Raw genomic sequence first — 22,340 nt, forward strand, 5'->3', positions numbered from 1 at the left:
GAAGTGTCAGAGGCGCTGGACGATGGCCGCCGCGCCGATGCCGCCGGCACCGGCGATGGCGGCAAGTCCTGACGTTCCATGAGCTGCCTGCGCGTGCATATCGGCCAGCAGGCGCACCAGCGCAATCGCGCCGGACGCGCCGATGGGATGGCCGCGTCCCAGTCCGCCGCCGCCACGATTGATGTGCGCCGGCGATGCAGTCAAGGTCTGGCAGAAGGCGATGGCCTGTGCTGCGAAGGCGTCGTGCAATTCAAATCCCCACATATCTTTTGCCTGCAGCGCCGCGCGCGCAAGCAGCGCTTGCGCTGCTTCGGCTGCCGCCAGCATCGGCATTTCCGGCGCCGCGCCGAGGCTGAGGCCGCCGCGCCATATAAATTGCGCATGCAGTTGCAGGCGCTCGGCCGCCGCGCGCGTCGCCATCACGACGAAGGCGGCGCCGTCGGCGCGCGGCGACACCGCGATACGGCTGACTGCATGCTTCAGCCTGTCTTCCTGGGTGATGCCGGTGTCGTCCGTCATTGCCGCCAGCGGCATGCGCGCCAGTTTTGCAGCGTCCAGATGACGCGGATAACTGTCGTGGTGTGCATCGCCGATGGCGACGATTTCATCGCGCATGCGCTCGCGCGCGGCGAGCGCGCGGGCATGACTTGCCAGCGCCCAGGCATCTTGTTGCGTGCGGCTGATTCCTGCCTGCCAGGCATGCCGCGCCGCCGCCAATAGCAAGTCGGGGTCGCGCGCCGGATCGGGGGCGAAGGCCGGACGTTCGTAGGCCATGGCTGCCTCGTCTTTCAGCAGCGGCCGGTGCTGACGGATAGGCGCGCGGCTCCAGGCTTCGACGCCGCCCGCAATCACCAGCCCCGCATTGCCGGCGGCCAGCATGCCGGCGGCCAGCGTGACGGCATCCAGCCCGGCACAGCATTGGCTGTCGATAGAAAGTGCGGCGACGCGGTCCGGCAGGCCGGCTGCCAGCGCCACCATGCGCGCCGGATTGCCGCCGGCGCCGAGCGCATTGCCGGCGATCACGGTATCGATGGCATGGGCGGGAATGGCAAAACGCTGCAGCAGTCCCTGCAACACCGGTGCGCCGATTTCATGCGCCTGCAATTGCGACAAGGCGCCGCCGACCGGCGTCACGGCGCTACGCGCCCAGCCCAGAATGAGGACGTCGTTCATCGCGAGTTCAGCAGCTGCAATGACTCGGGGGCATCGCGGAGCAGCCGCCCGAGCCGGGTGTGGTCGCTTTTGCCGCTGGCGGTGCGCAGCCAGTCGCTGCAGACGTAAAAGCTGCGCGGAATCTTGTAAGGCTCCAGCCGCGCGCGGCACCAGGTCTGCAGTTGCTCCACACTGGTGTCGGCAGACAGACGCAGCAGCACGGCGATCTGCACGCCGCGCACGGCGTCGGGTATGCCTTGCACCGATGCGGCTTCGACCGCCGGGTGCGCGGCGATTATATTTTCAACTTCTTCCGGAAACAGATTCTTGCCCTGCGTCAGCAGCATGCGTTGCTGGCGGCCGAACAGATGCAGACGACCATGTTCATCAAGCCGGCCGACGTCGCGCACCGACAGCCAGTCGCCGTCGCGCAGCAGCGCGGCCGGTTCGTCGTCGGGTGCCACGGTGACGTAGTCGCTGAACACCATGGGACTGCGTACATAGATCAGGCCCGGCTGGTCGGGCGCGCTGGCATCGATGCGCAATTCGACATTGGCAAACGGTCGCCCGACCACGTGGTCGGGCAGGGTGCTGTCGCTGTCGGTCCAGGCGATGAAGCTGGTTTCGGAGGCGCCGTAAAACTCGATGATGCGCGCCTGCGGAAACAGCGCCTGCAGCTCGGGCGTACGCGCGCGATTCCAGGGCGCACCGCCGATCAGCAACAGACGCACGTTGGCGATGGCCGGCATGGCGCGCCGCTGTACCAGATCCAGCATCAGGATCAACTGACTGGGCACCGCCACCATGGCGCCGGCTTCGCCGCGCGCCAGCGTTTCCAAGGCCGCAGCGGCCGAAAAGCGCGCTTGCAGACGCACGCCGGCGCCGGTCCACAGACCCAGCATGGCGCCGAACAGGAACAGCGAATGAGAAAGGCGCCCCGGCACGAGTATCGTTTCGCGTGCGGCGTCGCCGAAGCTCTGCAGGCAGACGTCGAAACTGCTGGTCCATGAGGCATGACTGCGGCGAAAGCCCTTGGGCAGGCCGCTGCTGCCGGAAGTGAAGCCGATATAGAAAGGGGAGTCGGCCTTGGATGGCGCAGGACCATGCATTTGATCCGCGCTTGACGCGCTGTCTGCAACGCGCGCCAGCACCTGGTCATGCACCGCCGGCGGCCAGTCTGGATCGCTGACGGCGGCGGTGCGGTCGGCCGCCAGGATGGACAGAAAACTCCGGAGTTGAAGCAGCGGCGAGGCGCTGTCCTGGGTCCAGCAGATGGCGGGTGCGCCGGACTGCTGCAAGGCGGCCGCCTGCGCTTCTACCTGTTGCGACAGGCTCGCAAAATCCAGCCGGCCGGCGCCGTCATGCAGCGCCAGCCGCTGCGGACGGATCTGCGCCCACCATTTCAGTGGTGCATGAACCGTGCTGAATTCAGGCGGCCGGCCGGCAGACATCAGTCACGATCCAGACGCCAGGCCGGCATGCCGCGCACCACGCTTTGCACCAGCACCGCACAGATCGCGCATTTGAACAGATCGCCCGGGATGAAGGCCAGCACGGCGATTCCTGCTTGCGCGAAGCTCAGGTGTGCCGCCAGCATCAGGCCGAGAATGCCGAACAGATACATCACCACGATGCCGCCGATCAGCGACGACAGGAAGGCGCTGACCAGCAGCAGCTTGCCGCCGTCGGCGCCGACGCCGGCCTTGACCATGCGGCGCATGACCCAGCCGCAGGACGGCGCGCCCAGCAGCCAGCCCAGCAAAAAGCCCGAGGATGGCGCCATGAATACGCTCAGGCCGCCACGGCCGCCCGACAACAGCGGCAGACCGAGCGCCACCGCCACCAGAAACAGCAGCACCGACAGAAAGGCGCGGCGCGGCCCCAGCAGGCAGCCGACCAGCATCACGCCCAGCGATTGCAAGGTGATCGGTACGCCGAACGGCAGATCGATCTTGGGGATCAGGCCGAACACCGCCATCACGGCAGCGAACAGGGCGATATACGAGAGCGAACGGGTGGAGCTCATGGAGCCGGTGTTGGTCATGGAGATTTACTCACAGGTCATTGAAAAAGAATTCTTGGTTTGAGGCCTGCCGATAATTTAACAGGCTAGCCGCCCAGTCTCGCCGCCAGTGCATCGGCTACGCGTTCGGCGCTTTGCAGGGCGCGGATCGCCAGCGGCGCCAGCAGACGCAGGCCGCCGCTGCGGCCGGTGCGTGCGCGGTGGGCATCGTCCAGGCGCTGCCACTGCGCATAAAAATTCTCGGCGAAGCGCAGCGTCAGTCCGATGGCCAGCGCGATGCGGCCGCTCGGTATGCCGACATGGCGCAGCGGATGCAATACGCGTTCCAGCACTTCCAGCAGATCGTCGAAGCGGGTGGTGAGCGTCAGCATCAGTGCCATCATCGAGGCCGCCATGATGCGCAGCGCGCTGACCACACCGATCGCGGGATGACCCATCCACCAGTGAAAAGCGGCGATCAGCGCTGCCGCGATCAGCAGCCCGCGCAGCATGCGCCACTGGCGCCGTGCCGCCGTGCCGAGCGAGAGGAACAGCGTGAGCACGATGGCGGCGGGGATGCTCATCGACAGCACCTCGCTCAGCAGCATCAGCGCCGTGCCCGCCACCGACAGCGCCAGCAGCTTGCACCAGGCCGGCACCGCATGCAGCCAGGTGCGCTGCGATGAATACAGGCTACGCATGTACCGCCTGCCGTGAATCTTGTACTGCGGTAGCCATCTCCGGTAGGGCTTCGGCCAGAGCGCGCATGCGTACATCGGCCGCGTAGGCGGCGCAGATTTCACGGCCGGGTCCATCGGCGCGCAGTTGTCCGCGCTCCAGCCACAGCACGCGTTCGAAATCCTGTACGTGCTCCAGCAAATGCGTGGAGAGGATGATCTGTTGCGTCGTGGCGCCGATCTGCGCCGACAAGCGCATCTGGCTCAGCAGATCGAGACTGGCATAGGGTTCATCCAGCAGCAGGGTTGCCGGGCGGGTAATCTGCAAGGCCATCAGGCAGACTTGCTGGCGCTGGCCCTGACTCAGTTCGCCGACCGCACGCCTGGCCCAGTCCGACAAACCGCGCGCCGCGAGAAAGTCGAGCGCACCCTGACGCGCCGCTTGCCGGCCGGCACCGGCCGCGCTGAGGCTGAAGGCCAACTCTTCGGCCACGGTAGGGAAAATGATCTGGTCGTCCGGATTCTGAAACATCAGGCCGACCTGTTGCGGCAGTTCGCGCCGTTTGTCGACTGTATCGACGCCATGCACGCTGACGCGCCCGGCATGCGGCTGATCCAGTCCGCTGATGAGACGGAACAGGCTGCTCTTGCCGGCGCCGTTGTCGCCGACCAGGCCGATGCGTGCCTCGGTCAGATGCAAGTCAAGGCGCTCGAATACGGTGTGGTCGCCGCGTTGGAGCGTGACCGCTTGGAGCCGGATGCCGCGTGCATTCGCGTCGGCGCCAGGCGGGGTCAAATTGTTTGGGTTCATAGCTGCTCGGCCTGTGTCCGCCGTGGGGCCGCCATTATATGACAGGTCGCCGGGGCGCCCCCCGGTCCGCCGGGCTTGATGCCGGCGCAAGGCGGAAGGAGCGCGGCGGAGCCGCTTGCCGGAGAGAAAAATGCGGCTGACGTAGAATGCAAGGTCGCCCCCCTGATCTGAAAGGACATTTCATGAGCACACTCTACGATATCCCCCTCAAGCGCATCGACGGCAGCGACACCAATCTGGCCGACTATCGCGGCAAGGTGCTGCTGGTAGTCAACGTCGCCTCCAAATGCGGCCTGACGCCGCAATACGAAGGCCTGGAAAAACTGTATCAGGAGCAACAGGCCAAGGGTCTGGAAGTGCTGGGTTTCCCGGCCAACAACTTCAAGGGCCAGGAGCCGGGCAGCGATGCCGAGATCAGCCAGTTCTGCGCGCTGACCTATGACGTGCATTTCCCCATGTTTTCCAAGATTTCGGTCGCCGGCGCCGACAAGCACCCGCTATATCAAGCGCTGACCAAGGCGCAGCCGGCTGCCACCGGCGACGGCCCGTTCCGCGAACGGCTCAAGGGCTATGGCATCGAGTCGGGCGACCCGCAGGAAGTGCTGTGGAATTTCGAGAAGTTTCTGGTGAGCAAGCAGGGCGAAGTGGTGGGACGCTTTGCACCGGACGTGGCGGCGGACGATGCGCGTCTGCTTGAAGCAGTGGATACGGAGCTGGCCAAGAGCTGACTTCACCACGGTTTCACCCGCATAGCAAAAAGCCCCGCGTCAGCAATGATGCGGGGCTTTTTGCAGATCATCGAATTCAATCAAAGGGCATGCGATCAAATCAGCACGCGCTCAGCTGTTACGCATCTCTGATTCCAATGAACGTCCCACGCAAGCTATCTGGATAAAACTTGTTTAAATTTTCGCCCATGTCAGGCGCCCAGTGATCATATTGTTCAAATACCGTGCTGAACCCCAGATCGTAGATCAGACCCAAGAGATGTTCTTTTTGTACCCAAAACGATTTATCGTTTTCGTAGGACGCCCATCTCAATTTTTCCCTTTCTTCGAAAGGTAAGTTTTCATCAAATTCGTAGTACCACCTGCCATTTAAACCTTCATGCACATCCATGGGCGAAAGATTAAATTGCTTCACTCCACTGTCCAGCGCAGTGGCAAAGTGCGTTTGTAAAATCAACAGCTTCTTTGTGTGCCGGGCCAGTTTTTCCAAAAACGCCTTTGGTTTATCAAAATGGTAATAAAGACCACAGCAAAAAGCGGCGTCATAAGGGCCGTATTTGTCGAGATTCCAGGCGGTATCTCTAACAAAATTCAAATTCTCTAAATCAAGATTTTCTTTTACATAATTACAGCAAGCAATACTTTCTTCCCGGACCTCAAGTCCTAAAGTATCAAATCCCATTCTGGCAATTTCAACTGAATATCCGCCCTCCAGGCAGCCTAAATCAACGACGCGATAGTTTTTTTTGTGCAAAGGAAAGACTAGATTCAAGATTTTACGTGTAGAGATAGCCCACGGTTCATCGCTTATAAGTTTCGCATCTGGTTTTGTATATGAACCATTGTCCAGCCGAATATTATGAGCCGTAAAATTCATTGCTTCACCTTTACCTTTATGTACAGAATCGGTTCGGAATCAAGTATGTTTGCGAAAGCCTTTTTGACTAATTAACTGCAGCATTGCCGTCTTTCAGCAGAGGGATATTACTTGTTGGTGCGGCTTATATGTTGAAAAATTTCTTGGTCGGCATGGTCAAATAGCGACAGTCGGACAAGCCGGCCTGGGTTCCGCATCTTTCTCGCATCTCTCTCTCGCATCTCTCACCTGTCTGTAAATAAAAAGAGGATCTGATTTCCGGGAAATCAGATAACACTGAAGACAGCGTGCGACAAGCGACCACTAGGCTCGCCTATCCGGATCAACGAGGATGCATACATTTTAGGCCGTGTCATTTCCGCGTCGGCGAAAAAAAACCGGCGTCTTTTCGACGCCGGTCCGTTTCTTGCGCAAGGAGCGGCAGACTACTCTTTCACCGCGCCGGTCATGCCCGAGACGTAATATTCCACGAAGAAGGAATACACCACCGCCACCGGCAGCGAGCCCAGCAGCGCGCCTGCCATCAGCGCGCCCCAGTGGTAGACGTCGCCGTCCACCAGCTCGGTGACGATGCCCACCGGCACCGTCTTCACTTCCGAGGAGGAGATGAAGGTCAGCGCGTAGATGAACTCGTTCCACGACAGCGTGAAGGCGAAGATGCCGGCCGAGATCAGGCCCGGCACCGCCAGCGGCAGGATGATCTTGACCAGGATCTCCCAGCGGGTGGCGCCGTCGATCAGCGCGCACTCTTCCAGCTCATACGGGATCGAGCGGAAGTAACCCATCAAGAGCCAGGTGCAGAACGGGATCAGGAAGGTCGGATACGTCAGGATCAGCGCCCAGCGCGTATCGAACAGACCCAGCTTGAACACGATCGCGGCCAGCGGAATGAACAGGATCGATGGCGGAATCAGATACGCCAGGAAGATGCCCAGACCGACCTGCTTGGAACCCTGAAAGCGCAGCCGTTCGATGGCGTAGGCGGCGAACACGCTGGCCGCCAGCGAGACGACGGTGGACACCACCGACACGATCACGGTATTGAGCAGCCAGGCCGGATACTGGGTATCGAACAGCAGCTTCTTGAAGTGGGCCAGCGTCGGTGCGATCACCCAGAACGGGTTGCCGCTTTGGGACAGCAGCTCACCATCGGGTTTGAATGCCGTGATCACCATCCAGTAGAACGGAAACAGCAGCACGATCAGGAAGATGATCAGCGGCAGATAGATGGTGACCCAGCGGCGCGGCATGGACTGCAGGAAATCCATGCCCTGGGTTTCCAGCTGGTCGTCTTTTTTCTTGGACATTATTTGTCACCTCCTTGTTGCCAGCCGCGACGTTGCAGGCCGAAGTACGAGAACATGATCGCTGCCAGCAGGAACGGAATCATGTAGGTTGCCAGCGCTGCGCCTTCGCCGAGTGCGCCGCCGGGAATGGCGCGCTGGAACGAGAGCGTGGCCATCAGATGGGTGGCATTGAGCGGGCCGCCACGCGTCAGCACGTAGATCAGCTGGAAGTCGGTGAAGGTGAACAGCACCGAGAAGGTCATCACCACTGCGATGATCGGGGTCAGCAGTGGCAGCGTGACGTGGCGGAACTGCTGCCACGGCGTGGCGCCATCGATGGCCGCCGCCTCATACAGCGAAGGCGAGATGGTCTGCAGGCCCGCCAGCAGCGAGATCGCCACGAACGGGATGCCGCGCCAGACGTTGGCAAAGACGGTGGACCAGCGTGCGTTCCACGGGTCGCCGAGGAAGTCGATGTAGTGGTCGATCAGGCCCATCTTCATCAGCGCCCAGCTGATGACCGAGAACTGCGCGTCATACAGCCACCAGAAGGCCAGCGCCGATAGCGCCGTGGGTACGATCCAGGGCAGCAGGACGATGGCGCGGAAGAAGGTCTTCAGCGGCACGTTCTTGTTCAGCAGGATGGCCAGCCACAGGCCCAGCGCAAACTTCAGGATGCTGGCGCTGATGGTGTAAAAGAGGGTGTTGAACAGCGACAGTTGCGCAAGCGAGTCGCCGAACAGATAGGAGTAGTTGTCCAGGCCGATGAAGCTGCCTTCGCCGCCGATCTTGGTGTCGGTGAAGCCCAGCCACACGCCCAGTCCCAGCGGGTAGGTGAGGAACACCACCAGCAGGATCACGGCCGGAGCCATGAACAGCATGCCCAGAACGTTACGGTTATTCATGAAACGGGATAGCATAATTCGCCTCGGTTGAGTCGCCGCACGGCAAGCCGCACGACGGATGCTGTTTTCTCTCGATGTCCGATGAGTCGGGGGTGGCCGGCAAGCCCTGACAACTTGCCCATCGCCCGAGGGGAGCCAAACCGCTCATCGCCGGCGCGCGCCGTATCGTGGTGCGCGCCGGAATCACTGCATCAGTGCCGCATCAAGCCTTGTAGAAGCGCTTGGCGCGATCCGATGCGCGGTCGATGGCCTGTTGAATGGTCTTCGAACCGCTGGCGGCTTCCGCCACCATGTCCACCACCACATAGTCGGCCATGCAGGCTGCGGAAGCCTGGCCGAGCGGGCCTTCGTGGCCGTGATCGACCATGATCGAGGCCGAATCGCGATACACCGTAGCCTTGGGATCTTCGGTCCAGATCGGATTCTTTTCGTAGGCCTTGAGCGGCTGGCTGACGTAACCGATGGACGCCTTCATCCATGGGTTGTACTGATCCGGTTCGAACATGAACTGGACGAAGGCCTTGGCCGCATTCGGGAACTTGGTGTGCTTGAAGACCATCATCTGGGTGATCTGCATCAGCTCGGTCGGTTTGCCGGCAGGGCCGATCGGGAAGTGCGCGTGTTGCGTATCCTTGCCGATTTCCTGCATCTTGGCCTCGGTCGAATTCTTGGCCGCGTAGTACACCGAAATGCCGTTGGCGGTCATGCTGATCTGGCCGTCCAGATACGCCTTGTTGTTGGACGGATCCTGCCACGACAGCGTGCCCGGTACGAAGGTTGCGTACAACTGCTTGGCGTATTCGAGTGCCGCCTTGGTTTCCGGCGAATTGATGGCGACTGCGCCTTTCTTGTCGACCAGCTTGCCGCCGTGCGACCACAGCAGCCAGTGCGCCCAGTTGTTGGCATCGCCCACCGCCTTGCCGAGCGCAAAGCCGACCGGCGTGTTCTTGGCCTTCAGCGCCTGGCACAGCTTGAGGAAGCCGGCGGTGTCTTTTGGAATCGCCTCAAAGCCGGCCGCCTTGATCTGGCTTTCGCGATACACCAGCGCATTGCCGATCACGCCCAGCGGCATGGCGATCCACTTGCCGTCCTTGGTGCCGTATTTGCGGCAGACGTCGTACCAGCCGCCGTAACGCTTGCCGAGCGAGTCGGCCAGATCGGTCAGATCGAGCAGCTTGGTCGGATATTGCTGCGGGTCGTCGAACCAGCCCAGCACGATGTCGGGACCGCTGCCGACGTTGGCGGCCACCGCCGCCTTCGGCCGCACGTCTTCCCAGCCTTCGCTGTCGGTGCGCACGGCCACGCCGGTCATCTCGGTGAATTTCTTCACGTTGGCGTTCCACAGGTCTTCGTCGCCCTGGACGAAACGCTTCCAGCGCAGCACGCGCAGGGTAGCGCCCGATTCGATCGGGTATTTGATGCTGTCGGCGCCGGCGGCGCCGGCAGGTGCCGCAAAGGCGTTGCCGCCAAGGCTGGATGCGGCGGCAACGGATGCGCTCGCTACCAAGAAATCACGTCTGGTCAGCTTAGTCATGTCTCCTACTCCTTCTTTGAAAGTGGATTGGCCCGCTATGTTGCGTTTTCGGCTTGCTGCTCGGGTGTTGCCTCGTTTGCTACCTTGTTGTTACTTACGTACTTGCTTGCTGCGTTCAGCCCGCCAGCGTCTTGCCGCTTTCGGCATCGAACAGATGCGTGCCTGCGTGGTCCGGCACCAGATGAATGGTGTCGCCGGCGCCGAAGCCGTGACGCTCGCGGAAGATCGAAGTCAGGCTGGTGTCGCAGAAGCGTGCATAGACTTCGGTGTCGGCGCCGGTCGGCTCGACCACGATGACCTTGGTGGCGATGCCTTCGCCGGCGCCGCCGAGGCGCAGATGCTCAGGTCGCACGCCGTAGGTCACGCGCTGGCCGTCGACGCCTTGCAGGCGACTGCCATACGGCGCCGGCAGACGCGTGCCGTCGGAGAATTCGACTTCGGCGCGATCAGCATTGCGGCGCAGAACGCCGGGGATGAAGTTCATCGCAGGCGAGCCGATGAAGCCGGCCACGAACAGGTTGGCGGGATGATCGTACAGCTCCAGCGGACGGCCGCGCTGCTCCACCAGACCGTCGCGCATCACCACGATCTGGTCGGCCATGGTCATCGCTTCGATCTGATCGTGGGTGACGTAGACCGAGGTGGTCTTCAGGCGCTGGTGCAGTTCCTTGATCTCGGTGCGCATCTGCACGCGCAGCTTGGCATCCAGATTCGACAGCGGTTCATCGAACAGAAACACCTGCGGGTCGCGCACGATGGCGCGGCCCATCGCCACGCGCTGGCGCTGGCCGCCGGAGAGCTGGCGAGGAAAACGTTCCAGTAACTGGTTCAGGCCCAGGATGTCGGCCGCTTTTTTGACGCGCTCTTCGATGAAGGCCTTGTCCTTCTTGGCCAGCGTCAGCGAGAAGGCCATGTTGTCCTTTACCGTCATGTGCGGATACAGCGCGTAGTTCTGGAACACCATGGCGATGTCGCGGTCCTTGGGCTGGACGTTGTTGACCACCGTGCCGCCGATCAGGATCTCACCGCCGCTGATCTCTTCCAGGCCCGCGAGCATGCGCAGGAGGGTCGACTTGCCGCAGCCGGACGGCCCCACCAGGACGGTGAATTCGCCATCGGCGATGTCGATGTCGACACCGCGAATGATCTGCGTGCTGCCGAACTGTTTTTTGACTGCCCGAATCTGAACTGATGCCATGCAAATGCTCCTCGTCTATATCCTCGTTTTTTATCGTGCCTGCTTGCGTTCGTGCTTGCCTGATGTCCGGTGTTGGAATGGTTTTATCCGGCGGCATCGAGAGGCGGGCGTCATGCGATTGCGGCATGCAGGCAGGGCCGATGCAAAGCAGCGGACGTGCAGACATGACGGCATGCGCGTGCAACCTGTTTCTCTTGTTTCAGTTTGGTGAAGCTGCCTGTCGGCTTTGGCTTGCCTGCAGGCTCGCTGGCTTGCGAATGCGCCAGTCGGTTCTGGGTGTGTCTGCCGGCCGCGCCGGCATTTCTGCGGGCGGCCGGTATAACTCGTCTCTGTTACCTGTCTTTGGTATTTCTATTTCTGTTTTTTCAATTTTTCAGCTGCTGATGCGGGCCTGTTTCAAGCCTGCCTGCGACCCTCGATCACGACATATGAAGGCTTGCCGCTGCGGTCCCAGTCGATCAGATTCTGCGCTGCCTTGCGGCGCAATTCGCGCGCTGCGACGTCCGAGTAGAACGCCGCGTGCGGCGACAATAGCACACGCTTGTGCTGCACGATAGCGGAACTTGTGGCGGGCGGTTCGACCGGCAGAACGTCCAGCGCAGCGCCTTTCAGCTGGTTCGAATCGAGCGCCTTGAGCAGGTCGTCGATGTTGACCAGACCGCCGCGCGCCGAGTTGACCAGATAGCTGTCCGGCTTCAGCAGATTCAGCACGGAGGCGTCGATCATGCCGCGCGTTTCATCGTTGAGCGGCGTGTGCAGCGAGACCATGTCGGCCTGCCTGAACAGCTCCTCTTTCGATACGCGTTCGACATAGGCGGGGAAGTCGCCGTCGATGATGTGCGGATCGAATGCAATCACGCGCTTGAACACGTTGCGGCTGATATGCGCCATGCGCTTGCCGATGCGGCCCAGACCAATGATGCCCAGCGTCAGGTCGGAGGCGCGCGGGATGATGCCGGCGGTGGTGTAGTGCCACTCGCCGGCCTTCACTGCGCGGTCGTAGACGGTGATGTTGCGGATCAGATCCAGGCCCATCGCCAGCGCATGGGTAGCGACCTCGCCGACGCCATAATCGGGCGAGTTGGCGACCCATACGCCATGGCTGGCGGCGTCGGCGGTATTGATGGTGTCAAAGCCGGCGCCGTAGCGGCTGGCGATGCGAATCTCGGGGCGCGCCGCAAATACCTTGGCGTTGACCGGTGCATATTGCACCAGCAGGCCCTGGCATCCTTCGGATGCGGCGATGACTTCTTCTTCGGTGCGGCATTGCGCGGTCACGACTTCGACGCCGGCAGCGCGATAAAGATCGAGCTCCAGATCGACATCGGGGAAATCGTAATCGGTGATCAGTACTTTCATTGCTTTGTCTCCATGATGGCTGTCTCGGGTCCATCTGCTGCAACTACTGTTACTTCACTTTCTGATGCTTTATCCCTGGGCGCTCGCCGCCGACCTTGTGGTTCTGTACGGCGTCGCTTCGGTGTTTTTTATTTCTTCTGCCTGTGCTTCCGGATTCCGATACAGCCGTTTTTGAAATCGAATTTTGTGGCTGGAAGCAGCACCACATTTCATGCTGCTGCTCCGCTTGCTATCGTTTGTTGCTTGCCGGTTCCCGTGATCTGGAACCGATCCCATCCCTGATTCAATCACCGGCTGCGCTGAACCTGTTACGGCTCGGCGCAACCGGCAGAGGATCTTAGTGATTGTCCTTCGGTACGTACGGGCCGCTCTTGCCGACCAGGAAATCGAGGTCGGCGCCGAGATTGGCTTGCTGCACGTGATCCACATACAGCTTGACCCAGCCGCGTGTGGCCGGCGCCGGCGGCGCTTGCCATGCTGCGCGGCGGCGTTCCATTTCTTCATCCGAAATATCCAGATGCAGCTTGCGGGCGTCCACATCGAGCTCGATGAAGTCGCCGTTCTGCACCAGCGCCAGCGGACCGCCGGCGGCAGCTTCCGGCGACACGTGCAACACCACCGTGCCATAAGCAGTACCGCTCATGCGGGCGTCGGAAACACGCACCATGTCGGTAATGCCCTTGCGCAGGACCTTCGGCGGCAGTGGCATGTTGCCGGCTTCGGCCATCCCCGGGTAACCCTTGGGGCCGCAGTTCTTCAGCACCAGCACGCAGGTTTCGTCGACGTCCAGATCCTCGTCGTCGATACGCTTGTGCAGATCGTTGCTGTCCTCGAACACCACGGCGCGGCCACGATGCTTCAGCAGTGCCGGGGTCGCGGCCGAAGGCTTGATCACCGCGCCGTCCGGGGCCAGATTGCCCTTGAGGATGGCGATGCCGGCGGCTTCCTTGAACGGCTTGTCGAAGGAGTGGATCACTTCTTCGTTCCAGTTCGGCGCGTCCTTGCAGTTGTCCCAGAGAGTGCTGCCGTTGGCCGTCAGCGCGCTCTTGTCGATCACGCTTTCCAGCTGGCGGATCACTGCCGGCAGGCCGCCTGCGTAATAGAAATCTTCCATCAGGAATTTGCCCGATGGCTGCAGGTCCAGCAGGCAAGGCAGTTGCTGGCCGATGTCGTCCCAGTCTTTCAGGTTCAGGTCGATGCCGATGCGCCCGGCGATCGCCAGCAAGTGGATCACGGCATTGGTCGAACCGCCAATGGCGGCGTTGACGCGAATCGCATTTTCGAAGGCCTGACGCGTCAGGATCTTGGACAAGACCAGGTCTTCCTTGACCATGTCGACGATGCGGCGACCGGCATTGCGCGCCAGCACGTTACGCCGTGCATCCACTGCGGGAATGGCGGCGTTGTGCGGCAAGCCCACGCCCAGCGCTTCAACCATGCTGGCCATGGTGGAGGCGGTGCCCATGGTCATGCAGTGGCCGTGCGAACGGTGCATGCAGCTTTCGGCTTCGAAGAATTCTTCCTGGCTCATCTTGCCGGCACGCACATCTTCCGACATCTGCCACACGCCGGTGCCGGAACCGATTTCCTTGCCGCGGTATTTACCCGACAGCATAGGGCCGCCGGACACGCCGATGGTCGGTACGTCGACCGAAGCCGCGCCCATCAACAGGGCCGGGGTAGTCTTGTCGCAACCCATCAGCAGCACCACGCCGTCCAGCGGATTGGCGCGGATCGACTCTTCCACGTCCATGCTGGCCAGGTTGCGATACAGCATGGCAGTCGGGCGCAGCAGGGTCTCGCCCAGCGACATCACCGGGAATTCCAGCGGGAAGCCGCCGGCTTCCCAGACGCCGATCTTGACCTGTTCGGCCAGGGCGCGGAAGTGGGAGTTGCAGGGCGTCAGTTCGGAGTAGGTGTTGCAGATGCCGATGACCGGACGGCCATCGAACTGGTCGTGCGGAATGCCGCGGTTCTTGACCCACGAACGGTAGATGAAGCCATCGCGATCCTGGCGGCCGAACCATGCCTGGCTGCGGCGGGTTACTTTCTTTGTATCGTCACTCATGTTGGGATTCCCTCGATGGCAGATGGCCTCGGCCGCCTGCCGGTATTCTTTAAAATGTGCCTTGTCATGCGGCGCGGCGCCGGCATCTGATTGCCCGGCCGCGCGAATTACAAAACGGTGTGCCTGTTGCCCTGATCGAAGAAGTAACGCGAAAAGTCGATCAGCATGAAAGCCAGTAGTGAACCGAAGGTGGAGGCGCGGCGCAGCGAAAGGCGCGCGCGGGTGGTCACGGGCAGACGCGCGGCATGAGCGGCACGCTGGATGCGGGCGCTGAGTCCGCTCATCCAGCTGCCTGGCATCTTGCCGTTGAGGTCGCCTGCTGCGTGATCCAAATTTGTCTCCGCGAGATTTAGTTCTTTTTGCGCCCTAAATATTTCTGTCGGGACATAAACAGAATTGACAGGGCGATGCTTTGTTGCCGGTCCGTCAATTGTGCAGACCTTGTTGGCGTAACAGCATTGATTGGCTGCGAGTCTATTGCAGACTTTCGCGTTTGGTCAAGTGGTAATACCAAATCGAAATAAGGATAATTTTCATGCGAAAAAACGCGCGTTGGCTTGCGTGCTGCTGCAGCATCGCTGCACTTGCGCGAGCCGCTCCGGCAATAGTGCCTGCAAGCCGCAAAACCACGCTGCAATTGCTGCAGCGCGAGACAGATGAATTATTTTTTCGACCCGGTTTCATTCTTGACAGCCTCAGGCAGATATGAAATTCTGGCCGCGCTGGTCTGACCACATGACCGATTGCGCTGGACTGCATTGCTGAGCCTGATGCCTGAAATTCCATGCCCGCGGCTGTCTGTCGCTGAGCAAGAGCAGCCAGATCCTACCGTAAAAATCGTCGCATAAAGACAGGCGACGGAGCATGCAAAAAATATTCAGATCCGAATGTCGACGCTGAACGCTTGCCGATTCAGCCTGAACCTGCAGGAGACAACATTCATTCCTTCAAGGCATCGATGCGAATTCCGGCAGAGGGCGGCTTGCGTGCTCGCCCTGAAGCAGGGTCGCGTATCCGATTTGTTTTTCGTTCTACAAGTAGAAGAAAGGATGGTTGTTTCAAATGGCTACACCAGAACGTTTTTCCGCCGATGAACTGACGCGTTTCGCCGAGACCCTGTTGCAGAAGGCCGGTCTGGCCCAGGTGCAGGCAGCCGCGGTCGCCACTACGCTGGTCGACGGCGACCTGCTCGGCCACGACACCCATGGCCTGGCGCTGCTGGCGCCGTATGTCAAGGAGCTGGAAAACGGCACCATGACCAAATCCGGCGAGCCTGAGGTGCTGTCCGAACGTGGTGCGGCGCTGGCCTGGGATGGCCGTCGCCTGCCGGGGCCGTGGCTGGTGCATCACGGCATCGATGCGCTGATGCCGCGCGCGCGCGAATACGGCACCGCCTCGCTGACGATTCATCACAGCCATCACATCGCCTGCCTCGCGGCCTATCTGCTGCGTGCGACCGAAGAGGGCTTCATGATGATTCTGGCCAGCTCCGATCCGGCGGTGCGCAGCGTTGCGCCGTTCGGCGGCACACAGGCGGTGTTCACGCCGAATCCGATTGCCGCCGGTATCCCGACTTCCGGCACGCCTTTCCTGGTCGACATCTCGGCTTCGATCACCACCAATGGCATGAGCAATCGTTTGCACAAGGCCGGCAAGCAGTTCGACGAAGAATGGCTGATCGACGGCCAGGGCAATCCCAGCCGCGATCCGGCAGTGCTGGCGACTGATCCTCCCGGCACCATTCTGCCGCTGGGCGGTCTGTCGGCCGGCCACAAGGGCTTCGGTCTGGCGGTCCTGATCGAAGCGCTGACCGGCGGCCTGTCCGGTTTCGGTCGTGCCGATCCGCCGTCGGGCTGGGGCGCCACCGTGTTCATGACGCTGTACGATCCTTCGGCCTTCGGCGGGCAGGACGCCTTCCTGCGTCAGATGGACTGGATCGCCGATGCTTGCCGCAACAACCCGCCGCGTCCCGGCGTTGAGCAGGTGCGCATGCCGGGCGACCGCGGCATGGCGCGTCGCGCACAACAGGGCAAGGATGGCGTGGCGCTGCATCCGACCATCGCGCCGATGCTGCGCGAGGCCGGGCAGAAATACGGCCTGCCTTTCCCGCAGGCGCTGACGAGCTAAAAACTGAGAGCTGAGACCGCTTCAGTCCGGCAGCAGTGTGAAGTTGGTTTGAACGGTGTTCGCGATGCCCTGAGACAGCATCGCGAACACCGTGTGCAGCAAGCCTGTCCGCGAGTCCGAGCGCAAGTTCGGGCGCAAGTGGAGGACGGGTGGTGTTATACAATCCGGCGCCAGCATAACGACAAAATTATGATCGGAATCCATCCATGCCCATTGAAGCGATCGAGCCGCAAAGGCTGTATCGGCAAATCAGCGACCAGCTGCGCAAGCTGATCGTCGACGGCGAGTTCCCGGTAGGTTCGCGCCTGCCCTCGGAACGCGATCTGGCGGTGCAACTGGGCGTCAGCCGACCCTCGCTGCGCGAAGCGCTGATCGCTCTTGAGGTGGAAGGCTATATCGAAGTCCACATGGGTTCCGGCATCTATGTCTGCCCGCCGCTGCCGCACGATGAAGGCGCGATCGACCTGTCCAGCGAAGAAGGGCCGCTGGAACTGATACGCGCACGCGCCATGCTGGAAGGAGAGGTCGCCTACGCCGCCGCCAAGAATGGCAAGAAGGCGCAGATCGACGCCATTGAAGAGGCGTTCCGGCAGATGATAGAAAACACCAGGGCCGGCATCAATCCGCTGCAGGCCGACCGGCTGTTTCATATCCGTGTCGCCGAAGCAACCGGCAACAGCGTGCTGGTCGGACTGGTGACGCAATTGTTCGATGCGCGCCTGGGGCCGCTGTTCAATCGCCTGCACAGCCACTTCGACAATCAGCAGGTATGGCAGGAAGCGATCGAAGAACACTCACGTGTCATCAAGGCCTTGCGCGCCAAGGATGCTGAGGCCGCGCGCGCCGGCATGCGCCGGCATATGGATCTGTCTTTCAAACGTTACAGCGCCAATCTGACGCTGCAATACGGCGCCCCGGATTCGCACACGGCCGGCGGCAAGGATGCCTTGGGCGCAGCCGGTTCCGGCAAGCGACTGAAGACAGCGGCAGGCAAGAGCGGCGCGGGCGGTGCATCGAAAGTGACAGTGAAAGCGGCGCCGCTCAAGAGCCGGCTGAAGAAAAACAGCGCACCGACGGCCGCTGCCAGGACCGACGCACCGACGGCTGCGCCGCTCAAACCGCATCTGCGGGGAGCGAGGAAATTGCCGGTTTAGTTTTGAGCCGAAAACGAAGCTATAAACGAGGCTATAAACGAAGCTGTAAACGAGGCTATAAACGAAGCTATAAGCGATGCACTTGCTGAAGCCACAAGGGCGTCGCACATGCCGCTCTGTCACGGCAGCTGCCATCGCGGCAGCGTCAGATTCGACGCCGGGCTCACGATACGGCGCGCGACCGTGTGTAACTGCTCCATTTTGCAGCAAGAAAGGCATCCGGCATCATCGTGTCGCGCCGGAAAATTTCTGACTCGTCAGCGGCGCCGACGATCTCTCCACTTGTCAATTCGGCTGCAAGATCGCACGCCATTGTTTCACCGCCGTTGCGGCATTCATGCCTTCACCCGCCCGCGCGCCGCGCCGGAACTCTCCACCATCAATTTGCGTTGTCTGGATGATTTCGATCTGGCTCAGCCGGGGCTGGAGTTTGTGGAGTTCCAGGGCGAGGATTGAATAGGTGATGTGAACAGAAAACCATGAATGGCTGATCCCGGCCCCTTGTTGAACAGCTCACCGCAACCGCGATATTCATCCTGATTCAATGTCACGCTGACGCTGCTATCCGAATATTCGCCCGATCCCGCGTGCCGGCATTTTTCCTGCGTGATCCGGATGCGCAACGCGGGTGCGGCGGCTCCGCCTTCCATGGCAATGGCTTCAAAGACGCCGCTCGCGCTTTGTTTCAGATGAGTGCGGATCTGTTTGTTGCCGTAGTCGTAGTTGAAGACGGCGGGAAAGGTCTGCTCGTCCTGCTGATGTATTTCCAGCGTCCAGCCCGGTTCGCTGCCATTGCCTTTGAAGTATGCGTCGCTTGCGATTGCATCCGGTGCGTCCGATTGCGTCACGCTGCCGGCATTGTCTTGCGGGCTGGTGGTGTTCGTCGCGCTGTCGTCTTTCTTGGCGCCGCATGCCGCCAGCAGCATTGCGCAAGCCAGCATGCAGCCGGCTGAAATCATGTTGAAGCTTGTTTGTTTTGTCTGTTTCATATCGCCATTTCTCTGGATTGTCGCTGGCCCTGATTCAGTTGCAAGGGGCGGAGGAGGGCGTCTGACAAAGCAGGGTGTGGCGAGTTGCAGCTGGTACGGACGCAATGCTGCCTTGTCGATAAAAATCGAAACAGGTCGACTATTGATCAGATGATTTCAGGGAGTGAGGCTATTTTTTGCGGAGCTGCCGCGGTGGCAACTTAATTGAAATAGCTGCGCGCCATTTCAAAGCGACGTGAGAAATAGGGATTGTCCATGCGCGAGATATGCACCTTGCCGTTGGTCGATGGCGCATGCACGAAGCGGCCGTCGCCGATGTAGATGCCGACGTGCGAGAACGGTTTGTTCATGGTGTTGAAGAACACCAGATCGCCGGCGCGCAGATTGCTGGCGCTGATTTCGCGGCCCTTGCGCGCAATGTCGGCGGCGCTGCCGCTGACGTTGAACTGCGCCGCATTGCGGAAGATGTAGGCCACCATGCCGCTGCAATCGAGGCCGGCATCGGGATTCTTGCCGCCGAACTTGTAGCCGGTGTCGATCAGCGACAGGGCGTAGATCGCGACTTCGTTGCCGGCGTCGGTGGCCGGTTCCGAGCGCACGGTCGGGGCCGGCGGCAGACGTGAAACGCCGCCGCCCGATTCCGGACCATAAGTGCCGCAGGCCGCCAGCGACAAGGCCAGCGCGAGGCTGATCGTTATTGCCGCAGCACGCTGCGGCAATAAGCTGTGTGGCGATGACAGCGAGCGGACCTGCATGCGATCAGTGACCCAGCTTGACCAGCACGTCCGACAGCATGGAGAACATCTGATCGATTTCTTCATTGCTGACGTTGAGCGATGGCATGAAGCGCAGCAGGTTAGGGCGCGGCGCATTGAGCAGCAGGCCGACCGGTCCCATGTTGCGGGCCGCTTCGACGATCTGCGGGCCGATGTCCTTGCCCAGTTGCAGCGCGCGCAGCAAGCCTTCGCCGCGTTCGCCTTCGAAGCCGTGTTTCGCGGACAGCTTGAGCGAACCGGCGCGCAGGTATTCGGCGCGCTCGCGCACCGTTTGCATGAAGCCTGGCTTCAGCAATTCCTTCATCACCGCCACGCCCACCGCTGTCATCAGCGGATTGCCGTTGTAGGTGCCGCCTTGTTCGCCGGCTTCGAAGCAGGCGATCGACTCGCGCGCCAGCAAGGCCGCCAGCGGCACGCCGCCGCCTATGCCCTTGCCCAGCGTCATGATGTCGGGTTCGATGTCCGACAATTGATAGGCGAACAGTTCGCCGGTGCGGCCCATGCCGGTCTGCACTTCGTCGACGATCAGCAGCAGGTTGGCCTGCTGGGTCAGCTTGCGCAGGCCTTGCATGAATTCACGCGTGGCCGGGATCACGCCGCCTTCGCCTTGCACCGGCTCCAGCATGATCGCCACGGTGTGCTTGTTGATCAGCTTTTCGACGCTGGCCAGATCGTTCAGCGTCGCCTTCGGGAAGCCCGGCACCTGCGGTGCAAACATGGTGTCCCAGCCGTCCTTGCCGCTGGCCGACATGGTGGCGATGGTGCGGCCGTGGAAGCTGTGCTTGAAGGTAATGATTTCGAAGCGCGCATCGCCGTTGGCGGCCGGATTCTTCTTGCCCCATTTGCGGGCCAGCTTGATCGCGCCTTCATTGGCTTCGGCGCCGCTGTTGGCGAAGAACACGCGGTCGAATACCGAGTTGTCGGTCAGCAGGTCGGCCAGTTCGATCGACGGCGCATTGTAAAAAGCCGGCGAAGGATTGAGCAGCTTCTTGCCCTGCGCCACCAGCGCGTCCTGAATACATTGCGGCGAGTGGCCCAGCGCGTTGACCGCCCAGCCTTGCAGGTAATCCAGATAGCGCTTGCCGTTATGGTCGGTCAGCCACATGCCGCTGCCTTCGGTAAAAACCAGTTCAGGGCGGTTGGTCACGTACATCAGTTTGTTGACGTCGAACTGCTTGAATTCCATTGAGTGACTCCTGCTTGCAAAAATAGGTGAATGAAGAGACGGAGGTCATGACCGAACCGGATCGGAGAAGACACGAACCCTGGGCCGGGGAAGAACAACGTTGTTAGCGTCAGATAAAAAAAAGCCACAGGGTTCGCCTGTGGCTTCGCGATTTCTTACAATTCACGCGCCCAGCAAACCTCGTTGAGGTTGGCTGCGACGTCGGAAGAATGTAGTGGTAGCGATCATACGGTCAATATTAGGACGTTTTGCGCAAAGCGTCAAAAAGATTTCCCTGCATTTTGCCTCAAATTTCGATATGTCGTCGCCACGCTGCATGCCGAGCAAACTTCACGCAAGATCTGCGGTCGGCGCCGCCTCGCTGCGCGCTCTGATAAACAGCGATTGTAGAGGGCTATTATGACCAGCCTGTTGCAGTGAATCCGCGCAGCCGAGCCATGCTGCGCATTGATGATTCAAGATGCATCAGGCCAGTTTTTCCTTGGACAGATCCGCTTCCGAGGTGAAGGAGTCGGCGTAGAACTCTTCTTCCGGCAGCTTGCATTGGGCCACGAAGTCGCGCTGTGCCGATTCCACCACGATGGGCGCGCCGCAGGCATAGACCTGATGGCCGGACAGATCGGGGAAGTCGGCCATCACGGCCTGGTGCACGAAGCCGCTGCGGCCGCTCCAGTTGTCTTCCGGCTGGGCGTTGGACACCACCGGCACATACTTGAAGTTGTGCAGGGTGCGGCTCCATTCTTCGCACAGATCGTTCATATACAGATCCTGAGGACGGCGGCCGCCCCAGTACAGGGTGATCGGGCGTGTCGATTTTGCATGTTCCAGTTGCTCGACGATGGCCTTGATCGGCGCGAAGCCGGTGCCCGACGCCAGCAGCACGACAGGCTTGTCGGAATCTTCACGCAGGAAAAAAGTGCCCAGCGGGCCTTCGATGCGCAGGATGTCGCGCTCCTTCATGGTGGTGAACACCTGATCGGTGAACAGACCGCCCGGCATGTGACGGATGTGCAGGCTCATCGGCTCATCCTTGTGCGGCGCGATGGCCATGCTGTAGCTGCGGCGCTTGCCGTCGCGCAGCATGAATTCCACATACTGGCCGGCCTTGTATTGCAGGCGATCATTGGCCGGCAGTTGCAGCGACAGCACGATGACGTCATCCGCCTTCTTTTCCAGCCCGGCCACCCGCACCGGCATCTTGCGTACCGGAAACTCGCCGACGCCGGCCACTTCACGGGCTTCGATCACCACATCGGATTGCGGGCGGGCGCAGCAGAACAGCGAAAAGCCCAGTTCTTCTTCCTTGGCCGGCAGGGCGCGTTCCTGATGCGGGCCGTGCACCACGCTGCCGGACACCAGCTTGCCCTTGCAGGAGCTGCAGGCGCCGTTTTTGCAGCCGTAAGGCAGGCCGACACCGGCGCGGATGGCGGCGGTGAGGATGGTTTCGCTTTCATCGCAGGTAAACTGGCGACCGCTGGGCTGTACTGTGACTTGGAAACTCATACAATTCT

The 22,340-nt window shown here is 61.1% G+C and carries 20 protein-coding genes; 3 read left to right on the top strand and 17 right to left on the bottom strand.

Features of this window, described 5'->3' with window-relative positions; translation table 11 throughout:
• Positions 1 to 6: 6 nt before the first annotated feature.
• The 5 genes from PQR62_RS14835 to PQR62_RS14855 form a co-directional block, all read right to left on the bottom strand.
• Positions 7 to 1,173, bottom strand: a complete 1,167-nt coding sequence (locus tag PQR62_RS14835) for an acetyl-CoA C-acyltransferase (protein WP_408158741.1) — start codon at positions 1,171 to 1,173, stop codon at positions 7 to 9.
• Entirely contained in the window at positions 1,170 to 2,603 is a 1,434-nt protein-coding gene (locus tag PQR62_RS14840) for an AMP-binding protein (RefSeq protein WP_408158742.1), read from the bottom strand. Before PQR62_RS14840 ends, PQR62_RS14835 begins: the two co-directional genes overlap by 4 nt.
• Positions 2,603 to 3,196, bottom strand: a complete 594-nt coding sequence (locus PQR62_RS14845) for a biotin transporter BioY (protein ID WP_408158743.1) — start codon at positions 3,194 to 3,196, stop codon at positions 2,603 to 2,605. Before PQR62_RS14845 ends, PQR62_RS14840 begins: the two co-directional genes overlap by 1 nt.
• A gap of 65 nt (positions 3,197 to 3,261) precedes the next feature.
• Positions 3,262 to 3,855: an energy-coupling factor transporter transmembrane component T family protein gene (locus PQR62_RS14850; protein WP_408158744.1), complete on the bottom strand. Its 594-nt coding sequence runs from the start codon at positions 3,853 to 3,855 to the stop codon at positions 3,262 to 3,264.
• Positions 3,848 to 4,642, bottom strand: coding sequence for an energy-coupling factor ABC transporter ATP-binding protein (locus PQR62_RS14855; protein ID WP_408158745.1), 795 nt, complete (start codon positions 4,640 to 4,642; stop codon positions 3,848 to 3,850). The genes PQR62_RS14850 and PQR62_RS14855 overlap by 8 nt, the downstream gene beginning before the upstream one ends.
• Positions 4,643 to 4,824: 182 nt before the next feature.
• Between PQR62_RS14855 and PQR62_RS14860 the strand changes: the two genes are divergently transcribed.
• Entirely contained in the window at positions 4,825 to 5,370 is a 546-nt protein-coding gene (locus PQR62_RS14860) for a glutathione peroxidase (RefSeq protein ID WP_408158746.1), read from the top strand.
• Between the two features lie 118 nt (positions 5,371 to 5,488).
• Here the strand turns inward: PQR62_RS14860 and PQR62_RS14865 are convergent, their stop codons facing one another.
• From PQR62_RS14865 to PQR62_RS14900, 8 genes are all read right to left on the bottom strand, one after another.
• Positions 5,489 to 6,247, bottom strand: coding sequence for a class I SAM-dependent methyltransferase (locus PQR62_RS14865; protein WP_408158747.1), 759 nt, complete (start codon positions 6,245 to 6,247; stop codon positions 5,489 to 5,491).
• A gap of 425 nt (positions 6,248 to 6,672) precedes the next feature.
• The gene (locus PQR62_RS14870) at positions 6,673 to 7,554 is read right to left on the bottom strand and encodes a carbohydrate ABC transporter permease (RefSeq protein WP_408158748.1); all 882 of its coding nucleotides are present in this window, start codon (positions 7,552 to 7,554) and stop codon (positions 6,673 to 6,675) included.
• Complete coding sequence (locus PQR62_RS14875; RefSeq protein ID WP_408158749.1) at positions 7,554 to 8,453, bottom strand: carbohydrate ABC transporter permease; 900 nt, start codon at positions 8,451 to 8,453, stop codon at positions 7,554 to 7,556. Before PQR62_RS14875 ends, PQR62_RS14870 begins: the two co-directional genes overlap by 1 nt.
• A gap of 187 nt (positions 8,454 to 8,640) precedes the next feature.
• Complete coding sequence (locus PQR62_RS14880) at positions 8,641 to 9,972, bottom strand: ABC transporter substrate-binding protein (protein WP_408158750.1); 1,332 nt, start codon at positions 9,970 to 9,972, stop codon at positions 8,641 to 8,643.
• 115 nt (positions 9,973 to 10,087) lie between these two features.
• Positions 10,088 to 11,170 carry an ABC transporter ATP-binding protein gene (locus PQR62_RS14885; RefSeq protein ID WP_408158751.1) on the bottom strand — a complete coding sequence of 361 codons (1,083 nt, stop codon included), beginning with the start codon at positions 11,168 to 11,170 and terminating at the stop codon, positions 10,088 to 10,090.
• Between the two features lie 396 nt (positions 11,171 to 11,566).
• Positions 11,567 to 12,529: a C-terminal binding protein gene (locus PQR62_RS14890; RefSeq protein ID WP_408158753.1), complete on the bottom strand. Its 963-nt coding sequence runs from the start codon at positions 12,527 to 12,529 to the stop codon at positions 11,567 to 11,569.
• Positions 12,530 to 12,866: 337 nt separating this feature from the next.
• Positions 12,867 to 14,597, bottom strand: a complete 1,731-nt coding sequence (locus PQR62_RS14895; protein WP_408158754.1) for an IlvD/Edd family dehydratase — start codon at positions 14,595 to 14,597, stop codon at positions 12,867 to 12,869.
• A gap of 107 nt (positions 14,598 to 14,704) precedes the next feature.
• Positions 14,705 to 14,929 carry a hypothetical protein gene (locus PQR62_RS14900; RefSeq protein WP_408158755.1) on the bottom strand — a complete coding sequence of 75 codons (225 nt, stop codon included), beginning with the start codon at positions 14,927 to 14,929 and terminating at the stop codon, positions 14,705 to 14,707.
• Between the two features lie 730 nt (positions 14,930 to 15,659).
• On the opposite strand from PQR62_RS14900, the gene PQR62_RS14905 reads away from it, so the two are divergent.
• Positions 15,660 to 16,724, top strand: a complete 1,065-nt coding sequence (locus PQR62_RS14905) for an Ldh family oxidoreductase (protein ID WP_408158756.1) — start codon at positions 15,660 to 15,662, stop codon at positions 16,722 to 16,724.
• Positions 16,725 to 16,930: 206 nt separating this feature from the next.
• The gene (locus PQR62_RS14910; RefSeq protein WP_408158757.1) at positions 16,931 to 17,878 is read left to right on the top strand and encodes a FadR/GntR family transcriptional regulator; all 948 of its coding nucleotides are present in this window, start codon (positions 16,931 to 16,933) and stop codon (positions 17,876 to 17,878) included.
• A 413-nt stretch (positions 17,879 to 18,291) separates the two neighbouring features.
• Here the strand turns inward: PQR62_RS14910 and PQR62_RS14915 are convergent, their stop codons facing one another.
• The 4 genes from PQR62_RS14915 to PQR62_RS14930 form a co-directional block, all read right to left on the bottom strand.
• Entirely contained in the window at positions 18,292 to 18,804 is a 513-nt protein-coding gene (locus PQR62_RS14915) for a hypothetical protein (RefSeq protein ID WP_408158758.1), read from the bottom strand.
• Positions 18,805 to 19,067: 263 nt separating this feature from the next.
• Positions 19,068 to 19,622 (bottom strand): C40 family peptidase, encoded by a 555-nt coding sequence (locus PQR62_RS14920; RefSeq protein WP_408158759.1) that lies wholly within the window; start codon positions 19,620 to 19,622, stop codon positions 19,068 to 19,070.
• Positions 19,623 to 19,626: 4 nt separating this feature from the next.
• Positions 19,627 to 20,829 carry an acetylornithine transaminase gene (locus tag PQR62_RS14925; protein WP_408158760.1) on the bottom strand — a complete coding sequence of 401 codons (1,203 nt, stop codon included), beginning with the start codon at positions 20,827 to 20,829 and terminating at the stop codon, positions 19,627 to 19,629.
• Between the two features lie 465 nt (positions 20,830 to 21,294).
• Positions 21,295 to 22,332 carry a CDP-6-deoxy-delta-3,4-glucoseen reductase gene (locus PQR62_RS14930; RefSeq protein ID WP_408158761.1) on the bottom strand — a complete coding sequence of 346 codons (1,038 nt, stop codon included), beginning with the start codon at positions 22,330 to 22,332 and terminating at the stop codon, positions 21,295 to 21,297.
• Between the last annotated feature and the right edge of the window lie 8 nt (positions 22,333 to 22,340).

It is taken from the genome of Herbaspirillum lusitanum, from assembly GCF_046025995.1.
In the GTDB taxonomy this organism is placed as follows: domain Bacteria; phylum Pseudomonadota; class Gammaproteobacteria; order Burkholderiales; family Burkholderiaceae_D; genus Herbaspirillum; species Herbaspirillum lusitanum_A.